This is a genomic window from Tardiphaga robiniae (assembly GCF_001618955.1).
Lineage (GTDB): Bacteria > Pseudomonadota > Alphaproteobacteria > Rhizobiales > Xanthobacteraceae > Tardiphaga > Tardiphaga robiniae_A.
The window spans coordinates 125,843-147,149 of record NZ_LVYV01000055.1; the positions used below are offsets into that span (position 1 = coordinate 125,843).

The 21,307-nt window shown below is 63.3% G+C and carries 16 protein-coding genes; 11 read left to right on the forward strand and 5 right to left on the reverse strand.

Annotated features, from left to right (window positions below; all coding sequences use genetic code 11):
• Nucleotides 1-76 precede the first annotated feature (76 nt).
• From A4A58_RS27305 to A4A58_RS27315, 3 genes are read right to left on the reverse strand one after another with little or no spacing between them, the layout of a single operon-like run.
• On the reverse strand, nt 77-4,324 hold the full coding sequence (locus A4A58_RS27305; protein ID WP_158005749.1) for an autotransporter outer membrane beta-barrel domain-containing protein: 4,248 nt from the start codon (nt 4,322-4,324) through the stop codon (nt 77-79).
• 4 nt (nt 4,325-4,328) lie between these two features.
• Nucleotides 4,329-4,637 carry a hypothetical protein gene (locus A4A58_RS30970; RefSeq protein WP_068738198.1) on the reverse strand — a complete coding sequence of 103 codons (309 nt, stop codon included), beginning with the start codon at nt 4,635-4,637 and terminating at the stop codon, nt 4,329-4,331.
• The gene (locus tag A4A58_RS27315) at nt 4,634-5,629 is read right to left on the reverse strand and encodes a hypothetical protein (protein ID WP_204378209.1); all 996 of its coding nucleotides are present in this window, start codon (nt 5,627-5,629) and stop codon (nt 4,634-4,636) included. Before A4A58_RS27315 ends, A4A58_RS30970 begins: the two co-directional genes overlap by 4 nt.
• Before the next feature lie 154 nt (nt 5,630-5,783).
• On the opposite strand from A4A58_RS27315, the gene A4A58_RS27320 reads away from it, so the two are divergent.
• Nucleotides 5,784-7,457 carry a winged helix-turn-helix domain-containing protein gene (locus tag A4A58_RS27320; protein ID WP_068738488.1) on the forward strand — a complete coding sequence of 558 codons (1,674 nt, stop codon included), beginning with the start codon at nt 5,784-5,786 and terminating at the stop codon, nt 7,455-7,457.
• Between the two features lie 112 nt (nt 7,458-7,569).
• Nucleotides 7,570-7,839: a hypothetical protein gene (locus tag A4A58_RS27325; protein WP_139069955.1), complete on the forward strand. Its 270-nt coding sequence runs from the start codon at nt 7,570-7,572 to the stop codon at nt 7,837-7,839.
• A gap of 18 nt (nt 7,840-7,857) precedes the next feature.
• Here the strand turns inward: A4A58_RS27325 and purU are convergent, their stop codons facing one another.
• On the reverse strand, nt 7,858-8,718 hold the full coding sequence (purU, locus tag A4A58_RS27330; protein WP_068738490.1) for a formyltetrahydrofolate deformylase: 861 nt from the start codon (nt 8,716-8,718) through the stop codon (nt 7,858-7,860).
• Nucleotides 8,719-8,876: 158 nt separating this feature from the next.
• Here purU and A4A58_RS27335 point away from each other — a divergent pair, with 158 nt between their 5' ends.
• The 7 genes from A4A58_RS27335 to A4A58_RS27365 all read left to right on the forward strand — a co-directional run bounded on the left by A4A58_RS27335 (nt 8,877) and on the right by A4A58_RS27365 (nt 17,473).
• A complete protein-coding gene (locus tag A4A58_RS27335; protein ID WP_068738492.1) occupies nt 8,877-9,713 on the forward strand; it encodes a uroporphyrinogen-III synthase in 837 nt (278 codons plus the stop codon).
• Nucleotides 9,714-9,774: 61 nt separating this feature from the next.
• Nucleotides 9,775-12,219: a CaiB/BaiF CoA transferase family protein gene (locus A4A58_RS27340; protein WP_068738204.1), complete on the forward strand. Its 2,445-nt coding sequence runs from the start codon at nt 9,775-9,777 to the stop codon at nt 12,217-12,219.
• Between the two features lie 128 nt (nt 12,220-12,347).
• Nucleotides 12,348-13,589 (forward strand): branched-chain amino acid ABC transporter substrate-binding protein, encoded by a 1,242-nt coding sequence (locus A4A58_RS27345; protein WP_068738205.1) that lies wholly within the window; start codon nt 12,348-12,350, stop codon nt 13,587-13,589.
• Between the two features lie 185 nt (nt 13,590-13,774).
• Nucleotides 13,775-14,722 (forward strand): branched-chain amino acid ABC transporter permease, encoded by a 948-nt coding sequence (locus A4A58_RS27350; RefSeq protein WP_068738207.1) that lies wholly within the window; start codon nt 13,775-13,777, stop codon nt 14,720-14,722.
• On the forward strand, nt 14,719-16,032 hold the full coding sequence (locus A4A58_RS27355; RefSeq protein ID WP_068738209.1) for a branched-chain amino acid ABC transporter permease: 1,314 nt from the start codon (nt 14,719-14,721) through the stop codon (nt 16,030-16,032). The genes A4A58_RS27350 and A4A58_RS27355 overlap by 4 nt, the downstream gene beginning before the upstream one ends.
• A complete protein-coding gene (locus tag A4A58_RS27360; protein ID WP_068738211.1) occupies nt 16,029-16,778 on the forward strand; it encodes an ABC transporter ATP-binding protein in 750 nt (249 codons plus the stop codon). The genes A4A58_RS27355 and A4A58_RS27360 overlap by 4 nt, the downstream gene beginning before the upstream one ends.
• Nucleotides 16,778-17,473, forward strand: coding sequence for an ABC transporter ATP-binding protein (locus tag A4A58_RS27365; protein ID WP_068738213.1), 696 nt, complete (start codon nt 16,778-16,780; stop codon nt 17,471-17,473). Before A4A58_RS27360 ends, A4A58_RS27365 begins: the two co-directional genes overlap by 1 nt.
• A gap of 7 nt (nt 17,474-17,480) precedes the next feature.
• On the opposite strand, the gene A4A58_RS27370 is transcribed toward A4A58_RS27365, so the two are convergent.
• Nucleotides 17,481-18,155 (reverse strand): Crp/Fnr family transcriptional regulator, encoded by a 675-nt coding sequence (locus tag A4A58_RS27370; RefSeq protein ID WP_068738215.1) that lies wholly within the window; start codon nt 18,153-18,155, stop codon nt 17,481-17,483.
• A gap of 228 nt (nt 18,156-18,383) precedes the next feature.
• Here A4A58_RS27370 and A4A58_RS27375 point away from each other — a divergent pair, with 228 nt between their 5' ends.
• Together A4A58_RS27375 and A4A58_RS27380 are read left to right on the forward strand one after the other, a co-directional pair.
• A complete protein-coding gene (locus A4A58_RS27375) occupies nt 18,384-19,205 on the forward strand; it encodes an ABC transporter ATP-binding protein (protein WP_068738217.1) in 822 nt (273 codons plus the stop codon).
• The gene (locus tag A4A58_RS27380; RefSeq protein ID WP_068738219.1) at nt 19,202-21,133 is read left to right on the forward strand and encodes a long-chain fatty acid--CoA ligase; all 1,932 of its coding nucleotides are present in this window, start codon (nt 19,202-19,204) and stop codon (nt 21,131-21,133) included. The genes A4A58_RS27375 and A4A58_RS27380 overlap by 4 nt, the downstream gene beginning before the upstream one ends.
• Nucleotides 21,134-21,307: the final 174 nt, after the last annotated feature.

The following is a 21,307-nucleotide window of genomic DNA, read 5'->3' on the forward strand; positions in this document are numbered from 1 at the left end:
GTCGCCGGAAAGTCACAACCCGTTGGCGCGTCCTTGCACGACGGCCAAGCCGACGCCACCCATCAGGCAGACTCAATCACCATGTGTAACGCACCACGCCCTTGCCGGCATAAGAGCGCGTGACATCCGAGAACTCGCCTTCAAAGGTCGCGGCGAGCGAGATGCCGCTGATGAAGGACATCTCGGCCGAGGCCGTGGTGAGCGCGGCGTCATGCGCCGCCGCTGCGCCATTGACGACGAAGCTGGCGCCGGGCAGCGACATGAACGTCGCCGATGCGGCGCGGTCGGTGTTGAAATCATGCGCCCATGCTGCACGGCCGCGCAGCGTCAGCAGCGCATCGCCGACCGCGTAGGATTTGTCGGTGCGCAGGCCGAGTTCGCTGCGGGTGTCGTTCACGGTCTTGGATGTGTAGCTGAGCGCGAAGGCGTTGCTGCCGGCGACAGCGGTTTCCGCATAGGCCGGCAACATGACGGCGGTGAACTGCACGGCAGCATAAGGCGTGAGACCGAGGCCGCCCTGCCATGACGTGACGGTGCGATTGCCGACTTCAAAACGTCCCGAAAACGTATTGGGGCTGAAACGCGCCTGCAACTGATCCGTCATCACGCTGCGGTTGGTGGTGACGTCCTGCCAGCCGTAAGCCAAGGCGCCGGACAGATAGGTCGAGCCGATGCTGTGGCGCGCGAAGCCGCCGATCTGGAACAGGTCGGAGCGACCGGAGCCGCCGCCGGTCACGCTGAAGCTGGTGCCGCCGCCGGCCATCGCGAAACCGGCGACGGTCGTCGGCGACAGCAGCACATCGGCGCCGACAGCGGTGCCGCCGATGCTGCTGTTCGATGTGTTCGATCCGGTCGCCGCATTGCCATCGGTGGTCTGCGACCCGCCGAAACCCGACGCCCACACGCTCCAGCGCGCCTCGAAGGACGGTGCCATTGGCGGTGCCTTGGTGAACATCGCGAAAGCGTCATGGGGCTTGCGCGCATCCGCGTATCCCATCGCGCCCGGCGCGTCGAAACCCCTGCCCGCACTGAACGGATCGGTCATCATGCCCATGAACTGCGTCATGGCATTGAACGTCGTCTGCTGCGATCCCGTGGCGGTCTCGCCCGCGACCTGGGTCAGGCCCGCTGCTGTGAGCCCGCCATAGACCAACGGAATGCCGCCATTGCGGTCAAAGTAATTGACCAACGCCTGGCCGGCGCCCGACTGGTTGCCACTCAGGCCGGTGTTCGGCGGGGCGATAAAAATCAGCTCGAGGTCGAGATACACGTTGCTGGTGTCATAGCGCAGGCTGGTCTTGACGCCCGACGGCAGGTCGCTGTTGACCAGCGTGTTGAAGGTCGAGCCGCCCAGACCGCCGGCGGCATGCAGGATCGTATATTGTTTGGCGACATACTTGCCGGACGCAAAGCTCGCGCTCACTTTGGCGCCGCCGAGATTGGCAGTGCCGGTGACATTGGTGCGGTCGGAGCCAGTGGTGGAGACCTCAACCATATAGGTCGCGGCCGATGACAGCGCGAGATTGCCTTGCACCGTCAGCTGCCCGATCGAATTGCCGGGCGACAGCGTGCCGCCATTGAAGATGGTGTTGCCGACGGTGCCATTGCCGCCGAGCGTGCCTCCGGCATTGACGGTGACAGCGGAGTTGAGGATCGAGCCATTGATGCTGAGCGTGCCCCCGTTGACGGCCGTCGCGCCGCTATAGGTGTTGATCTCCGCGAGATCGACGCGGCCGCTGCCGCTCTTGGTCAGGCCGCCACTGCCGGCCAGCGCGGCGTTGAGCGTTCCGTTCTGCAGGTCGAAATCGGCCGACGACGCCAGCGTGCCGTTGACGATGGCACCGCTGTTCAGCACGACGCCACCGTTCTGCGTCTGCGTGGTGCCACCGAGATCGAGCGTGCCGCCAGCCACCGCGGTTTTGCCACCGCTGGCGCCGAGCGAGCCGGCGCCGGCGATCTGCAGCGTGCCGGCATTGACGAAAGTGCCACCGGAATAGCTGTTGATTCCGTTTAGCGTCATGGTGCCGGTGCCGGTCTTGACCAGCGAGCCGGCCGTACCGCCGCCGAGGCCGCCATCGGCAATGACCCCGCTGACCGTGGTCGAGAGATTGTTGCCGCCGACCGTCAGTTCGTTGTTGCCAAGCCTGAATGTGCCGCCACCGGCGAGCGAGCCGGCGCTGAGCCGGTTGTTGCCCAACAGCCCGGTCGATTGGCTGAAATCCGTACTGCCCGCAGCGCCGTTGGCGATGGCGGCATTGCCGGCGGTGCTGTTGTCGATGAATGCCAGGGCAGCGTTGTTGGCGATGGTTGCGCTGCCGGCCGTAGCCGTCTGGTTGAAGGTCAACGTCGTGTTGTTGGTGATGAAGGCGCTGCCGGCCGTGGCGGAGTTATAGAACGCGATGCTGCCGAGGCCGCTGGATGTGATGGTCGCGGTGCCGGCCGAACTGCTGGCGTAGAAACCGAGACGGCCAGCGTTGCTGCCGATGGTGGCGCCGCCGGCCGTGCTGGTGTCAAAGAAATTCAGGTTGCCGCTGCTGGTGATATGGGCGCTGCCTGCCGTGCTGGCTTCAGCGAAAGTCGTAGTTGTTGAGCTGCCCAGGGTAATGATGGCGCTCCCGGCCGCGCTCGTGCCACCGAAATAAAGGCTAGCGGTCCCGGTGTTGGTGATAGTGGCGCCGGCGGCCGTGCTGCTGTCGAGGAAACTCACGCCGCCGGCGCTGGCGTTGATGATGGCGTGACCGGCCGAACCGGTCTCGAAGAAGCTCACAATCCCACCGGTGCTGGTGATGGAAGCGCTTCCGGCCGTGGACGTGTCGCGGAAATTCATGAGGTTGCTATTGTCGATGTTGGCGCTGCCGGCCGTGCTGGTGCCGTAGAAGTCAAGGGTGCCGGTGTTGGTGACGGTCGCAGTGCCGGCGCTCGTGCTGTTCCGGAACCTTGCTAATCCATTGTTCGCAATGCTGGTGATGCCGCTGGTGTCGGCCTTGACCACCTCGAACGTCGCGGAATTCACCACGGCGTTGACGATCTTGCCGGTGCCGCTGCCGTCGCCGAGTTGGAGCACGCCATTGTTGATGGTGGTGCCGCCGCTATAGGTGTTGGTGCCCGACAGTGTCAGCGTGCCGGTGCCGGTCTTGACTAGGGCGGCCCCGGTGCCGCCGCTAAAGCCGCCATCGGCAATGACCCCGCTGACCGTGGTCGAGAGGTCGTTGCCGCCGACGGTGAGTGTTTTCGAGCCGAGATTGAACCGGCCCCCGCCTTCAAACGAGCCGGCGGTGGTTCCGCCGGACGTCAGCGGCGAAAAGTCGACCACACCGCCCAACCCGGCGATCAGCCGCGCCGTGCCACCGCTGCTGGTATCAACGAAGAATGTCCTGCCGGCGCTGTTGGTGGTGATCGACGCATTGCCGGCCGAGCTGTTGACCGAGAACGCCAGGGTGCCGCTGTTGGTGATCGTGGCACTGGCGGCCGTGGCTGTGTCCTTGAACTGCAGGTTGGACGTGTTGGTGATGGCAGCGTTTGCCGCGGTGCTGGTGTTAAGGAACTGCAGCAAGCTGCTGGTGGTGATCGACGCATTGCCGGCGCTGCCGCTACCGTAGAAGTTCAGGGTGGCGAGGTTGGTAATGACGGCATTGCCCGCCGTGCTGGTGTCGCCGAAATACAGCCCACCGAGACCGCTGGTGGTGATCGCAGCGTTCGCGGCGGTGCTGCTGCCGGAGAAAATCACATTACCGATGTTGGTGATGACAGCGCTTGCAGCCGAACTGGAATTGTTGAATTGCAGGCTGCCGCTGTTGGTGATGGTGGCGCTGCCGGCCGTGCTAGTGTCGTTGAAATTCGTGTTGCTGTTGTTGGTGAAGCTGCCGCTGCCGGCTGTACTGGCATCCATGAAATACTGGTTCGCGTTATTGATGACGCTCGCCCCGCCGGCTGTGCTCGCGCCGTAGAAGTGCAGGTAGCCAGTGTTGGTGAGGACAGCACTGCCGCCATCGACAATGATCCCGGCGCCGTAGAACCGCAGAGCTAGATTGCCGGCGATTGTGAAGCTGTAGGCCGACGCGCCTGCATTGAACGTCCAGCCGTTGACGTCGGTGAAGGTTGGCGAGAAGAACAGGCTGGTGGTGTCCGACGTTCCAAAGAAGGCGGTGCCGGTCGGTACCAGGCCGCCGCTCCAGTTGGCGTTGGTGCTGTAGTCGCTGCTGCCGGGACTGCCGAGCCAGGTGGCGTCCTGCGCCGCCGCCGGCAGGACGGCGAAACCCAGCGCCGACGACGCAAGCCAGATCAGGCGGCGCGATCGCGGCGGCCGCATCCAATGTGTCTGCATGACCCTATCCGACATCGCGAAGCGTCCCCTTGCCGTCATGGCTGCGCGTGACATCCGGGACCGCGCTGCTGGGCGAGGCCGTCATCCGCCGCGGCGACATGCGGTGTGCTGTCCCGGCGACGGAATCCCGTCGCCGGTGTGTCCGGTGATAGAGACCCGCTCGGCCGCGGGACAGGTCGAAAGCCGTATCGAACACGCGACCACCAAAAATGGTCAGGTTGCCGCACAGGCGGTCGCAAGCTGTCGAACGCGCAGCGGCGCGTGCGCAATGCGCAATCTCCATTTTGATCGGTGGTGCGGACAGCGCCGTCATGCCGGCGGCTCTGCGTGCATCGGCGATGGATCGTCTGCACAGGCAGCGGCAAAAGCGGCATCGACGATCGCCAGCTTCACCGCCTGCGCCGCGTGATAGTCGCGCCAGAACGCCTGCGAGACCCACATCGCGGATTTGCCGCGCGTGCCGCTCCAGCCGAGACTGCCCATTGCCTCCGCGGCTGCGAATTTGCGGCCGAGCTGGGTGCGCGACAGGTTGAGCCCCTGCGCGAGCGCGGACACCGAGGTCACGTCAGTGCGGATGCGCGCATCATCCGCCGGCTCCGCGCAGCCGGCGATCAGGCGATCCATCACCACGCCGCCGTCATCAACCCAGGTGAACAGTGCGAAGGTCCCGTCCGGCTGGCGGATGGAGTGCGACGCCAGCAGGCCATCGGCGATCGCCGGGTGGATCACGCCGAGCAGTGACGGCCTGCGATCCAGCGCCACTGCGCGTGCGCCGCCGTCGAAACCGTCCAGCGTGACGAGATGCGCTGCCAGCCAGTACAGCAGCATCGACAGCGTCGCCGACGCGGGTTCGAACGGACGTTGCCGCCGGCCCGCGCTGTCGGCGACATAGCGGACCACGCCATATTTCAGCATTTCATTGACAAAGGCCGCCGCGGTGTTGCGGCTGGCGACACCGTGGCTCAGTACCGCCGCGATGAAGCGCTCCGCCAGCACGCCGCTGCCGGGTTGCGCCAAGTCGTTGCGAAAGTACTGCGCGAGCCCGGCCTGCGACATCAGCCAGCGCTGCTGGGTCGCAAAGGGCGCCGTCGCGCGAGGGCTGGCCTGGTGCAAAGCCAGCAGCGCCTGCGCCTGCCGGCGGATGCCCGCGCCCAGCGCCGGATGGGCCAGGATCCGGTCCGCTGTGAACGGCCCCGCACAGATCGTCCCGTCGCACGACGGCAGGGTCGGACGTGCCGACGCCACCACGCGCAGCGCGAAATCTGGATCCGTCTGGTTCAGTGCGATCTCGGAAGGCGGATTCATCATGGCCGGACGCTACCGGGTCGCACCGGAAGCGTCCTGATGCCGGGCCGTTACATTCTGACGTTTCTCTGATATTTGGCTGATAGCGCCATTTTGCGCCGATTTGTCTGGTATGGCCGCAGCATCGAACGACCCAAAAACGTCTGAGGATCACGTGCTGCGTTTTTCCGGCTTTGAACTGGATCGGCAGCGCGCCGAACTGCGCGGCGCCGACGGCGTAGCCATCAAGCTCCGGCCCAAGACCATCACCATGCTGATTCTGTTCGCGACCCGTTCCGGGCGCGTGCTGAGCAAGCAGGAATTGATGGATGCGGTCTGGCCGAACGTGCATGTCGGCGACGACAGCCTGTTTCAGTGCATCCGGGAGCTCCGGACCGCCCTCGGCGACGACCGCCGCCAGATCATCAAGCTGGTGCAAGGCCGCGGCTATCTGTTCGACGCCGAGGTCACCCAGATGCCGGTCGCGCCGGCGTCCGCCACCGTCCAACACGACCCGGACCAGCCGTCCACTCCGGCGCTGCCCACGCCACCAGTGCGCCGCATCGGCCGGCGCGCCGTTTGGGCGCTGGCCGCCGCGGCGGTTCTCGTCATGGGGCTGGCGTTAGTGACCGCCATGGTCGCCCCGGGACTGGTCACCGGACGCGGACCGATCACCCTGGCGGTGATGCCGATCACCGCGGCCGAGAGCGACCTCGCCGCGATGGCGCGTGATGTCACGACGCGTCTCGGCGATGGGCTCGCGAAAATCGACAATGTCCACGTCGCCACGCCGCAGGTGGCAGCGCAGGATGCCCGCACGATCAAGGCGGACTTCGTCGTCTCCGGCGAACTCCTGAAGCGTGACGGCGCATGGGAGCTGCGTGCGCGCATGACCCGGACGGCGACCGGCAATATCGTCTGGACCGTGCCGGTCTCACTCGCGATCGACGACAGCGACGTTCTGTTGCAGCAGTCGCGATTGGCCGCAGGCGTCGGTCATCCGCTCGCCTTGCGCATCAATGCGTTGCTCCATGCGGAGCAGAAACCCGCCAGTGATCAATCCACATCCGGCAGCGCCGGAGTGGTGATCGAGCAGGCCATGGCGTCCATCACGCAGACGTCGCAAGAGCGCTTCGCCGCATCGCAGACCATGCTCGACAAGGCGCTCACCGACGATCCCGGCAATGTCGATCTCGCCATCGCCCTCGCCGCGTTGCAGCTCCGCGGCGTGCAGATGGTCTGGTACAGTGCCGCGGACAGCGCGGCCGCAGAGCGCAAGGCGCGCGCCATCCTCGAGCGCGGCCTGAAACTGAAGCCGGATTATCTGCCGGTGCTCGAAGCCTATTGCCGCTTTCTCAACGCCACCAACGAATTCGTCGAGAGCCTGGTGGCCTGCGCCCGCACACTGAGCTTCGATCCCTGGAACGGCGTGGCGCTGTATCACATCGGCCTCACCCAGCTTCAGCTCGGACGCTTTGAAGAAGCCCTCGTGATGTTCAAGCAGGCGGATCGCTTCGACACCCCGCGGGTGTCGCGCTGGACATGGCAGCTCGGCGCGGGAATGAGCTATCTGTTCATGGGTCGCGCCGAGGACGCGTTGCCCTGGCTGCAAAGCTCGATCGCCATCACGCCGGCGTCGGGACGCCCGTATATGCTACTGTCTGCCGCCTATCAGCAACTGGGTCGTCATGACGAAGCGAAGGCCGCCATGGACAAGGCCCTCGCACTGCGGCCCGGATCGAACCTCAACAACATCGCTCCCCCGCCGAAGAATGCCAACACAGCCTTTCTGGCGGCGCTGGGAACGATCGGGCGGGCCAATGTGGCAGCCGGATTGCCGGAACGCTGAGGCCGCCCAGCCACGCTGGGTAATATTTGACCATTGATTTGCCTTCAATTGTCGGCAAAACCCGTCGCAGATCTGCTATATTCCGCAGACCGCCTCAAATGATGTTGCCGCCATGCCAGTAGCCCGCCGCGTTCCCGCTTTTGTTTGTCTTGTGCTGTTGTCCTGCGGATTGAGCGGTTGCGGCTCGATCAGTTCATTCATGGCCGGCGGCATGGCCGACCTGATCCCGGCATGGGCTGGTGGCCTGCCCGCTGATGCTCCGCCGCGTCCGGGCAGCCCGGAATACGATGCCTATATGAAGCAGCGCGAAAACGCGCAGCAGGGCGTTGGCCAGACCGGTCCCGATCCCACCACATCGCCTTCGGCAACCGCCGTTCACTGACCCGCAGAGCGCGGGTCATCAGTTCATGAAAACGACGGTCTTCTTGCCGTTGAGGATCACGCGGTCCTCGAGGTGATAGCGCATGGCGCGCGCCAGCACGCGACGCTCGATGTCGCGGCCCTTGGCCACCAGTTCTTCCGGCGTGTCGCGATGGCTAATGCGCTCGACGTCCTGATCGATGATCGGACCTTCGTCGAGATCGCTGGTCACGTAGTGCGCGGTGGCGCCGATCAGTTTGACGCCGCGCGCATGGGCCTGGTGATAGGGTCGCGCCCCCTTGAAGCCCGGCAGGAACGAGTGGTGGATGTTGATGCACTTGCCGGAGAGTTTAGCCGACATCTCGTCGGAGAGGATCTGCATGTAACGCGCCAGCACCACGAGTTCGGTCTCGGTCGTGCCAACCAGATCCCAGATCGCCTCTTCCTGCTCGCGCTTGGTCTCCTTGGTGATCGGCATGTGGTGGAACGGGATGTCGCCGAAATCGAGATCCTTGAAGGCTTCACGCGGATGGTTCGAGACGATCGCGGTCGGGATCATATCGAGATCGCCGGTGCGCCAGCGATACAGGATATCGACGAGGCAGTGATCCGACTTCGACACCAGCAGCATGACGCGGCGACGCGTCGCCCGGTCCCGCATCTGCCAGTCCATCTTGAAGCGCTCGGCGATGGCCCCGAAGCCGGTCTTCAGCGCCGCCAGCTCGACATTCACATCCGCGGCGTTGAATACGACGCGCATGAAGAAGTGGCCGGTCTCGACATCGTTGAACTGCTGGGCATCGAGAATGTTCTGGCCATTTTGGGCCAGGAAGGTCGATACAGCGGACACGATGCCGGGCCGATCTGGACAGGACAGGGTCAGAACAAATTGATGAGACATGGCTTGAACGGACATGGGCGGGCTGATCTGCTTCAAGGGAATTGAAAATCGAGGCCCTGCTCTATCATCCGAAGCAAGCTTGCGCCAATCCAATTGCGCGCTGCAATATGGACGTCATTGCCAGCGAATTAACGTGCGAAAACAGGCAGAAAACAGAGATGGCTGACAAGCTCAACGGTTACCGCATCCTGATCCTGGAGACCCGCGAGGAAGCGCAATTCTCCCGCCTGCTGACCGAACAGGGCGCCGATGTGCTGCAATGTCCGATGTTCACCATCGAAGACGCGCCGGATCCCGCCCCGGTCGAGGCCTGGATTCGCCGTTTCATTGCTAACCCATTCGACGACCTCGTTTTAATGACCGGCGAAGGGCTCCGCCGGATGATGAAAATCGTGCGTCACCGCGGCATCGAAAAAGAGTTCGTGGCGGCTGTCGGCAAATCCCGCAAATTCGCACGCGGCCCGAAGCCCGGTCGCGCCTTGCGCGAGATCGGGCTTGAGGCCGATATCACCACCGAGAAGCCGACCTCCGAAGGCGTTGCCGAAATGCTGTCGCGGCTCGATCTCAAAGGTCACCGTCTCGGCCTGCAGCTCTATCCCGAGAAGGATCACAGCGTTCTGATATCAGCGATCACCTCCTGCGGCGCCGAGGTCGATACGGTGCTGCCTTACATCTACGACTCCAAGGCTGCTGAGACGAACATCCTCTCCGCCATCGATGAGATGGAAGCAGGCCGCGTCGATGCAATCGCGCTGACGAGTTCGGGTCAGGTGCGCCGTCTGGTCGATGCTGCGAAGGCGCATGACCGCGAGGATCAATTGCGCAATGCACTTGCGAAAACACCGATCGCATCGGTTGGTCCCGTCGTGTCAGACGAGTTGAAATCGTACGGCCTCGAGGCCGACATCTATCCGGCCAATGATGCGTTCTTCATGAAGCCGCTGATCTCGGCGATGTCGATTGCGCTCGACAAGTCTGCAGCGCGCGCCGAATGACTTGACGCCCGCACACATCTCGACATGATGCCCCGACACATAAAAAAATGATCGGGCGGAAATGCCAAACTTGCCATTATCGGATTTGCGTGTCGCGGAAATCGGTTCCGGCGATACGCTGGATTACTGCGGCAAACTGTTTTCCGATTTCGGCGCTGAGGTCATCAAGATCGAACCGCCGGGCGGCGATCCCGCGCGGCACTATCCGCCGCTGGTCGATGCCGGTAATGGCCGCCGCGAGAGCGGATATTTCGCCTGGCTGAATACCAACAAGCGCAGTGTCATTGCCGATCTCGACAAGTCCGACGATGTCGCGCGTGTCCGCGCATTGCTTGCGACATGCGACCTGCTGATCGACGCGCGCGCGCCGTCGGAGATTCCGAACTCACTCCTGACGCATGATGATCTGCGCAAGGAGCAACCCGGCCTCGCGATCACCGCGATCTCGTGGTTCGGCGAACACGGCCTCTACAGCAATTATCAGACGACGGACTCCGTTTGTCGCAGTCTCTCGGGCAGCGTGAAGCTGGTCGGTGCGCAGGAAGGCCCGCCGGTGCTGCCGCGCGACGGCCAAATCGCCGTCATGGCCGGCCTCACCGCGTTCATTCCGACGCTGGCCAGCCTGTATGATCGCGCCAACGGCGCACGACGCTTTGCCGTTAGCGCGCATGAGGCGATGCTGCAGATCAGCGAGTTCGACACAGGACTCGCGCTGGAAGTCGGCTTCACACGGCCCCGCATGGCCATCAATCGCTTCGGCCGCGGCTATCCCGTCGGCAATTTCCCGACCAAAGACGGCTGGCTCGGCATTACTGTCGTGACACCGGCGCAATGGGCTGCGTTCTGCGTGTTGCTTGGCCTTCCCGAACTGGAGACAGAGCCGCAGTTCAACGACGGCCTCGCGCGCACCAACAATTCCAAGGCGCTGTTCGATATCTTCCAGCCCATCCTGATGCACAAGAGCGCACAGGAATGGTTCGAAATGGGCATCGAGCTACGCCTTCCGCTCGCGGTCGTGCCGGACATGGAGACGCTGCTGAAGCAGCAATACTATCGCGACCGCGGCGCCTTCGCGAAAGTCGAGATTGGAACGGCATCATTTGATGCACCGGTGCTGCCGCAAACACTTACGGGCTCTCGGCCGAAGCCGAACGGCCGCGCGCCATTTGCAGGCGATGACACAATCGACGCCCTGCCCGCGCATCAGCGCGTAGCGACGAGACAAGCAACGCCGGATGATCCGCAGCCGCTGAAGGGGCTACGCATTATCGATCTCACCATGGGCTGGGCCGGGCCATCGGCGACGCGGCAGATGGGCGATCTCGGCGCCGACATCATCAAGGTGGAGTCGTGCCAGTATCCCGACTGGTTTCGCGGCACCGATCCACGCGGCCCGTATTTTCCGGAACGCACCTACGAGAAGATCTACTGGTTTCAGCAGATGAACCGCAACAAGCGCGGCATTACGCTGGATCTCACCAATCCGCGCGGCAAGGAGCTGCTGAAACAGTTGATCGCCGGCGCGGATGCTGTGATCGACAACTATGCCGCCGACGTGCTGCCGCGCATGGGCCTTGATGCTGCAGCCATGCACAAGATCAATCCGCGTCTCGTGGTGGTGACGATGCCCGCCTTCGGCATGACCGGTCCATGGAGCGGCGTGCGCGCCTATGGCTCGACGCTGGAGCAGGCGTCAGGCCTGCCATCTGTCACCGGCCGCGAAGGCGATCCACCGACCATGCTGCATGCCGCGCTCGGCGATCCCTTCGGCGGCGTCAGTGCTGCGGCGGCATTGATGCTCGGCTTCATGCATCAGAAGAATACCGGCCTCGGCCAGCACATCGATCTCAGTGCGACGGAAGCCCTGCTGCCTCTTGTCGCACCCTCTGTCATCGAGCAATCCGCCACCGGAAAATCCGGCCCGCGCATTGGCAACCGGCATCCGCGCTTCGTGCCGAACGGTTGCTTTCCCTGTCTTGGCGAAGATCAGTGGATCACCATTGCCGTGCGCAGCGACGACGAATGGCGGGCGCTGTGCAAGGTCATGCATCGTGCGGACCTGGCCGATGACGCCGCACTCGCCACAGCCGAAGGCCGCCGCGCCGAGGAAGACCGCATCGAAGTTGCGATCCGGCACTGGACGACGACCGTGCGGCCGGATCTTGCCATGGTGACGCTGCAGGACGCCGGCGTGCCCGCCGGTACTGCGCGACTGCCGCTGGATCTGGCCGGCGATCCGCATCTGCTCGCAGTCGGCCACTGGCAGCCTGTGACGAAGGTCTTCATGGGCCCTCACCTGCTGCCCTCCGTTGCCTATCGCGAAGGCAGTGCCAAACTGCCCTACCCGATCACCCGGCTGGCGCCGACGCTCGGCCAGCACAATGACGAAGTCCTGCGCGATATCCTAGGTTTGGGCGCAGCGGACATCGACCAATTGCGTGCCACGGAAATCATTGGCGACACTGCGATATCCAAGAAAGCGAAGGCCGCGCCTACGACCAAGTGAGGCTGCAAGTGAGGCTTGCAGCTTCAGCGGCCATGGCTCACACTCCCGGGATAAGGCCAGCGACGGATGGATCAAAAGATTCGGCGTCGCGACAACGGCCAGCACAAATGCTTCCAGGGAGAAACACCATGCGCAAACTAGCCCTCATTGCGTCCATTGCGTCCATTGCGCTGCCGATGCTCGGCGGCGCAGCGATGGCGCAGGAGACCGTGAAGATCGGTTATATCGATCCACTGTCCGGCGGCGGCGCCAGCGTCGGCGAAGTCGGCCTCAAGACCTTCCAGTTTCTCGCAGACGAGCTGAACGCCAAGGGCGGCATTCTCGGCAAGAAGGTCGAGATCGTCCCCCTCGACAACAAGACCAATCCGCAAGAGAGCCTGATCCAGGCGCAGAAGGCGATCGATGGCGGCATTCGCTACATCACCCAGGGCAACGGCTCGTCGGTCGCCGGTGCGCTGTCGGATTTCGTCACCAAGTTCAACGACCGCAATCCCGGCAAGGAAGTCCTGTACTTCAACTATGCCGCCGTCGATCCGGTTCTGACCAACGAGAAATGCAGCTTCTGGCATTTCCGCTGGGATGCCAATTCAGACATCAAGATGGAAGCGCTCACCAACTACATCAAGACCGTGCCTGCGGTGAAGAACGTCTACCTGATCAATCAGGACTACTCGTTCGGTCAGTCGGTGCGCACCCAGGCGCGCGCCATGCTCGGCACCAAGCGGCCGGACGTCAAGATCGTCGGCGACGAGCTGCATCCGCTGCTCAAGATCACCGACTTCGCGCCCTACATTGCGAAGATCAAGGCCTCCGGCGCCGACAGCGTCATCACAGGCAACTGGGGTCAGGATTTCGCGCTGCTGCTGAAGGCTGCAGCTGACGCGGGCCTCAAGGTGAGCTGGTTCACCTATTATGCCGGCGGCACCGGTGGCCCGACCGCGATCAAGCAGGCCGGCCTGAACCATCAGGTGTTCCAGATCGCCGAAGGCATTCCGAATCTCGGCCATGCCTCGGCCGACGTATTCGAAAAGGCACTGCGCGCGAAATATGACTTCAGCCTGTTCTATCCGCGCGCCGTGAACGAGATGCGCATGTTCGCCGCGGCCGCCGAAAAGGCCAAGTCGCTGGATCCGGTGAAGGTCGCCGCAGCCCTCGAAGGCATGGAGTTCGAGGTGTTCGACGGCGGCAAGGGCAACATGCGCAAGGACGACCATCAGTTCTTCCAGCCGATGTATATCGCCTCGTTCGGCGAACGCACCGACAAGGAGCCGTTCGACGAGGAAAAGACCGGCTGGGGCTGGAAGCTCGCCGCCAAGATCGACACGCCGCAGACGGTGCTGCCGACCACTTGCAAGATGGAACGGCCGTAAACGTCGAAGGGCGCTGCGACAGCCGTGCGACGGAGCCAACCACAAACTCCGTCATGCCCGGGCTTGACCCGAGCATCCACGCCTTGCGCCAGCCAAGAAAAGACGTGGATGGCCGGGACAGGCCCGGCCATAACGGCGTTTTTTTTCTATTCCCATTCGCGACCAGTTAGACACCGAGGTCATTCGTGCTTGAACTGATCGTCATCTCCACGCTCAACGGCGTTCTGTACGGCATGCTGCTGTTCCTGATGGCCTCAGGCCTGACGGTGATCTTCAGCATGCTTGGCGTGCTGAACTTCGCCCATGCCAGTTTCTATATGCTCGGCGCATTCTTCGGCTTCCAGATCAGCCGCTGGTTCGGCTTCTGGCCGGCGCTGATCCTCGCGCCGCTGCTGGCCGGCGCGCTCGGCGCCGCTGTCGAACGCTACGGCCTGCGTCATGTTCACAAGAACGGCCACGTCGCCGAGCTGCTGTTCACCTTCGGGCTTGCTTTCGCCATCGAGGAGATCGTGCAGATTATCTGGGGCAAGAGCCCGGTCGATTTCCGCGTACCGCCGCTGCTCGACTTCCCGGCCTTCACGCTGTTCTCCACCAACTACCCGGCCTTCAAGATCTTCATGCTGGTCGTCTCCATCGTGATCTTCATCGGATTATTGGTGGTGCTGAAGCGCACGCGCATCGGCCTGATCGTACAGGCCGCGCTGACCCATCCGCATATGGTCGGCCATCTCGGACACAATGTCGGGCGCATCTTCATGCTGGTGTTCGGCGTCGGTACCGCGCTGGCCGCCGTGGCCGGCGTGATCGCAGGCCCGGCGCTGGTCACGCAATCCAACATGGCCGGCCTGCTTGGCCCGATCCTGTTCGTCGTCGTGGTCGTCGGCGGCCTCGGCTCGCTGCCCGGTGCCTTCATTGCCTCATTGCTGATCGGCCTCGTGCAGACCTTCGCCGTATCGATGAACGGCTCGCTGGCCGGCGCCTTCGGCCCGCTCAGCCCCGACTATGCCGCCACCTGGCTGTCCGACATCTGGAACGTCACCGTCGCCCAGATCGCGCCGATCATGCCCTATCTGCTGCTGGTGCTGATCCTGATCTTCCGCCCGATGGGCCTGCTGGGAACACGCGACACATGAGCGACGCCACCGCCAAAATTCCGGCAACCATCGCCCCGCCCCGCCCCGCCGCGTCCGACCGGCTGAAATTCTACGGCATCTGGATCGGCGCCGCGCTGGCGCTGCTGGTGCTGCCGAAACTGTTTTCATCGGGCGGATCGCTGACCACTTTCAGCCTGATCGGCATTTCGATCATCTTCTCGCTGTCCTACAATATCCTGCTCGGCCAGACCGGCATGCTGTCCTTCGGCCATGCCGTCTATTACGGCCTCGGCGGCTTCCTCGCGATCCACGCCATCAACATCATCGCCAAAAACAAGTTTGCGATCCCGCTACCACTCGTTCCGCTGGTCGGCGGCGCGGCTGGCCTCGTCTTCGCCATGCTGCTCGGCTGGGTGTCGACGCGGCGCTCCGGTACGGCCTTTGCGATGATCTCGCTCGGTGTCGCAGAACTCGTCGCATCCTCGGCGCTGATCTTGCGCACCTTCTTCGGCGGTGAAGCCGGCGTCTCCGCCAACCGCACCAAGGTGCTGCGTCTGTTCGACTGGAGTTTCGGCCCGCAGATCCAGATCTACTATCTCGTGGCGGCCTGGACGCTGATTGCCGTCATCGCGATGTACGCGCTCACCCGCACGCCGCTCGGGCGCATGTGCAACGCAGTCCGCGACAATCCCGAGCGCGTGCAGTTCGTCGGCTACGATCCGCACATCATCCGTTATATCGCCTTCTGTTTCTCCGGCCTGTTCGCCGGCATCGCAGGTGCATTGGCCGCCATCAATTTCGAGATCGCCAATTCGGCCTATCTCGGCGCCGTGCAATCGGGCACCGTGTTGTTCGCCACCTATATCGGCGGCGTCGGCTTCTTTATCGGCCCGATCGTCGGCGCGATCTTCGTCACGCTGCTGTCGCTCGGCCTGTCCGATCTCACGCAGGTCTGGCAGCTCTATTTCGGCCTGATCTTCATCGCCGTGGTGATGTTCGCGCCCGGCGGCATCACCGGACTGCTGATGATGCACCGACCGCTGCTGAAAGGCGGCACGCTCAGCCGCGTGCTGCCGAGCTATCTCGTCGCCTTCGTACCAACGCTGGCGATGATCACCGGCCTGATGCTGGCGATCGAGACCACCGTCCACTTCACCGTCAATCCCGGCGAGGATTCACACATCAAGGCCTTCGGCATTCCGTTCGATGCGGCAAACCCTGCGATCTGGGCCGTTGCCGCCGTGCTACTGATCGGCGGCTTTCTGATTGCGCGCAAGACATGGGCGCGCGTCGCCGGCAGTTGGGACGATGCCCTGACCGCCGCACGCGAGAAGGGAGTGGCCGCATGAGCACCGCCATTGAACTGCGCGGCGTCGAAAAGACCTTCGGCATCACCTCCGTGATCCGCAACGTCAACCTGACGGTCGCGCAAGGCGAACGCCATGCGCTGATCGGTCCCAACGGCGCCGGCAAGTCGACGCTGTTCAATCTCATCAGCGGCTACATGAAGCCGTCAGTCGGCAGCATCCTGCTGCGCGATCAGGTGATCTCCGGCCTGCCGCCGTTCCAGATCAATCGCCGCGGATTGTCGCGCTCGTTCCAGGTCACCAACGTGTTCGCCAAGATGAGCGTATGGGAGAACCTGCGCTGCGCTGTGCTGTGGGCCACCGGCCATCGTTACGCGTTCTGGAAGAATATCGACAACCTGCCCGAGGTGCGCGACCGCACTGCGCAGATTCTGCAGGATATCAACCTCGTATCGCGCCGCGACGTGCCCGCGGGTCTTTTGACCTATGCCGAACAGCGCGCGCTCGAAATCGGCATTACCATTGCGGGCGGCGCCGATGTCATCCTGCTGGACGAGCCCACGGCCGGCATGAGTCACGCCGAAACCGAGCGTGCCGTGGCACTGATCCGGCGGCTGACCGAGGGGCGCACGCTGCTGATCGTCGAGCACGACATGAGCGTGGTGTTCGGCCTCGCCGACCGCATCTCGGTTCTGGTCTACGGCCAGATCATCGCCTCGGGCACGCCGGAGGAAATCCGCGGCAATCCCAAGGTCAAGGAAGCCTATCTCGGCGAGGAAGTGGCGTGATGCTCCAAGTTCAGGACCTGCACGCCTATTACGGCAAGAGCCACATTCTGCAGGGCGTCGACCTGCATATCGACGCCGGCGAAGTCGTCAGCCTGCTCGGCCGCAACGGCGTCGGGCGCTCCACCACCGTGAAAGCCATCATGGGCGAGGTGCCGCCGCACGGCACGATCACCTTCAAGGGCACCAATATCGCCGGCCTGCCGAGCTTCAGGATCGCGCATCTCGGCCTCGGCTACGTGCCGGAGCATCGCGACATCTTTCCGGGCCTCACGGTACGGCAGAACCTGATGCTGGGGATCAAGGATCCGCATCATCCCGGCAAGTGGAAGCTCGATGACATGCTCGGCATGTTCCCTAACCTCGCGGCCCGCGCGGACACCGCCGCCGGCGTGCTGTCCGGCGGCGAGAAGCAGATGTTGACGATCTGCCGCACGCTGATGGGCGATCCTGAACTCGTGATGATCGACGAGCCCACCGAGGGCCTCGCGCCGATCATCGTCCAGCAGGTCGGCGATCTCATCGCCGAGATCGCGCGGCGCGGCGTCGCGATCCTGCTGGTCGAGCAAAAACTGTCGATCGCGCTGCGCATCTCGCACCGGGTCTATGTGATGGGCCACGGCCGTATCGTATTCGAAGGCACGCCCGCCGAACTCAAGGCCAATGACGCCGTGCGCAGGGAATGGCTGGAAGTCTGAGCATCGCCTAATCGCCGTAGCTGCCCAGCTTTTCAAGATCGACTACTGTCACGCCGCCATATTCAAGCCGCAGCAAGCCCTCCTTCTCCAGCGTCTGCAGGCATTGGTTGGCCTTTTGGCGCGAAATGCCGGTGATGGCGCCGAGCTCTTCCTGCGTGATCTCCAGATGGCGGCTCGCGTCGCGGTAGAGGATCGGGTTGAACAGCGAGGCAATGCAGCGCGCGAGACGCCCGGTGGCATCGAGCCTGCGGCCATATTCAGTCAGTGCGATGAACTGACCGAGCCGTTCGTTCAACAGCGAGACCAGGAAGCGGTTGAAGCCGACACTGTTCTCGAACAACCACATAAATGCCGGGCGCTCCATGAATGCGAGCTTGGAGTCTCGTAGCGGGACAATGTCGTAACGTCGCGGTTCGTTCTTCAGCACGCTGCCCTCGCCAAACCATGCGCCGGCCGTGAGGCCAGTGATGCTGACTTCCTTGCCGCTGCGTGAGATGGTGCCAATCTTCGCGAGACCACTCACCACGCCGGTCCAGTATTCGAACTGGTCACCGCGCATGCAGACGAATTCATTTGCCTTGAACGACTTCTCGACGATGCCCGCGCGCGCGACCTCAATCTCCTTCTCGTTCAGGTCCCGCGCCCACGCCGCGATGCGCTTGAGATGATCTGCAGCAATCATGGGGCCCGGCTTCACTTCGCATGTTGCAACGCAAAAGAACGCTCGCGCGACAAATTGGCAGGCAGATTGTCCGCCGCGAGACATTTCAGGATACCGATTTGACGTAGGGAAGACCACCGCGAAAGGTCATTAGTAGAATGGCTTAGCGTGACCGGGCGATATAGGCTCGGGACCATCCGAGGAACGTGGATAAAGAGCGCGACAAGCGCCGTATCTGGGAGGATCTGAGTGGCGGTTGCTCTGGACGTGCGCGGGGTGTCACTGCGCTTTGGTGGCGTTCGCGCGCTCACCGATGTGAGCTTCGCTGTCAATGACGGCGAGCTGTTCTCGATCATCGGGCCGAACGGCGCCGGCAAGACCTCCATCGTCAACTGCATCTCCGGTCGCTATCGCCCGACCGAAGGCCAGCTGTTCTATCACGGCACGGACATCACCGGGCTCAACCCCAACGCCCGACCCGGCCTCGGCATCGGCCGCACCTTTCAGAACCTCGCGCTGTTTCATCATATGAGCGTGCTCGACAACATCATGGTCGGCCGCCATCACCTCCTGAAGAACAACTTCCTCACCGGCTCGCTGTACTGGCTGACCGGCGCGCGCAAGGAAGAGCTCGAGCATCGCCGCAAGGTCGAGGAGATCATCGACTTCCTCGATCTGCAGAGCGTGCGCAAGGCCACCGCTGGCACCCTTCCCTATGGTCTGCGCAAACGCGTCGAACTCGCCCGCGCGATGGCGTTGGAGCCCAACCTCATCCTCCTCGACGAGCCGATGGCCGGCATGAACTTCGAGGAGAAGGAGGACATGGCGCGTTACATCGTCGATCTCAACGAAGAATACGGGATGACGGTAATGATGATCGAGCACGACATGGACGTCGTGATGGACATCTCGCATCGCGTGATGGTGCTGGATTTCGGCCGCAAGATCGCCGAGGGCGATCCTGCTGCCGTGCTAGCCGATCCACACGTCAAGCGCGCCTATCTCGGTGAAGAGGACGAAGCCCTCGTCGATCCCGACCATGCGCCCATCGTTGCGGAGAGTGCCGCATGATGGACTATGCCGGCCGCGTCAAACAGGCAGATACCTATCCGAAGCTGCTGCGCCTCAACGCCAAAGAACATGGCGGCGAGATCGCGCTGCGCGAGAAGGATTTCGGCCTGTGGCGGGAGTTCACCTGGAACGATTACCATACCCGGGTGAAGGATTTCACGCTCGGCATGGTCGAGCTCGGCATAGCCCGTGGCGACGTTATCGGCATTATCGGCGACAACCGGCCGGATTGGGTGTCCGCGGAAATCGCAGCACACGCCATCGGCGGCATGAGCCTCGGTCTCTATCGCGACGTGCTGGATGAGGAAGCCGCCTATCTCCTGAACTACGGCGAAGCGAAGATCGTGTTCGCCGAGGATGAAGAACAGGTCGACAAGCTGCTCACCCTCGCCGACCGTGTCCCGGCGCTGAAGCACATCGTCTACAGCGATCCGCGCGGCATGCGGAAATATGACGACCCGCGGCTGTTAGAGGCCGACAGGCTCGCCCAGATGGGCCGCGACCGCGCGGCGCGCGAGCCGGGCCTCTACGATCAACTGGTCGATGCGACCAAGGGCGAGGACGTCGCGATCCTCTGCACCACGTCGGGCACCACGTCACATCCCAAGCTGGCGATGCTCGCCGCAGGCCGTGTGCTCGGCCACTGCGCGGTGTATCTCTCCTTCGATCCCAAGGGACCGGATGACGAATATGTCTCGGTGCTGCCGCTGCCCTGGATCATGGAACAGGTCTATGCGCTCGGCAAAGGTTTGCTCTCACGGATGAAGGTCAACTTCGTCGAGCAGGCCGACACCATGATGAACGATTTTCGTGAGATCGCGCCCACCTTCGTACTGTTCGCGCCGCGGGTCTGGGAAGGCATCGCCGCCGATGTTCGCGCGCGGGTAATGGACGCCTCGCCGCTGAAGCAGAGCCTGTATGAGCTCGGCATGAAGTCGGGCCTGTCCGCGCTCGCCAACGGCAAGCGCTCTGCCGTTGCCGATACGCTGCTGTTCCGTGCGCTGCGTGATCGTCTCGGTTTTACCCGGTTGCGCTCGGCCGCCACCGGCGGCGCGGCACTGGGCCCCGATACATTCAAATTCTTCCGCGCCATGGGTGTGCCGCTGCGCACGCTCTATGGCCAGACCGAAACGCTGGGCGCCTTCACGCTGCATGCGCCGGACGCTGTCGATCCCGACACCACCGGCATCGCCATGGGCAGCGGCATCGAGATCGAAGTTCGCGATCCCGACGTGCAGGGCGTTGGCGAGATCGTGGTCAGGCACCCCAATATGTTCCTCGGCTATTACAAATCGCCCGAGGCCTCCGCTGCCGATCTGCGCGACGGCTGGATGCATTCCGGCGACGCCGGCTACTTCAACGACAACAAGCAACTCGTCGTCATCGACCGCATCAAGGATCTGGCACAGACCGCGCGCGGCGAGCGCTTCTCACCGCAATATATCGAGAACAAGCTGAAATTCTCGCCCTATATCGCCGAGACGGTGGTGCTCGGCGACAACCGCGATGCGCTCGCAGCGATGATCTGCATCCGCTTCTCGATCATCTCGAAATGGGCCGAGAAGAACCGCATCTCGTTCACGACCTATACGGACCTGTCGTCGCGCCCGGAGGTCTATGAGATGATCCGCAAGGAAGTCGAGACGGTGAATGCCACGCTGCCGCCGGCGCAGCGCATCGCCAAATTCCTGCTGCTGTACAAGGAGCTCGACGCCGACGACGGCGAGCTGACCCGCACCCGAAAAGTCCGCCGCAGCGTCATCAACGAGAAATACGCGGATATCATCGACGGCATCTATGGCGGCGCCCGGGACATCCCCGTCGACACCACCATCCGCTTCCAGGACGGCACCTCCCAGCGCATCCGCACGAGATTGGTCGTGGTGGACATGGCGCTGGATGGCGCGCGGATGGAGGCGGCGGAATGAACGTCTCTTCGCAGCATAGCGCGATGCGCATAATTATCCCCTCTCCCCTTGCGGGAGAGGGGAGCGCCGAAGGTCGACCCGAACTCACCCGGGAGAGGGGGAGCCACACACGCCGACGTCATCTGTGGCGCCCCCTCTCCCGTCTCGAACGCTGCGCGTTCGATCCACCCTCTC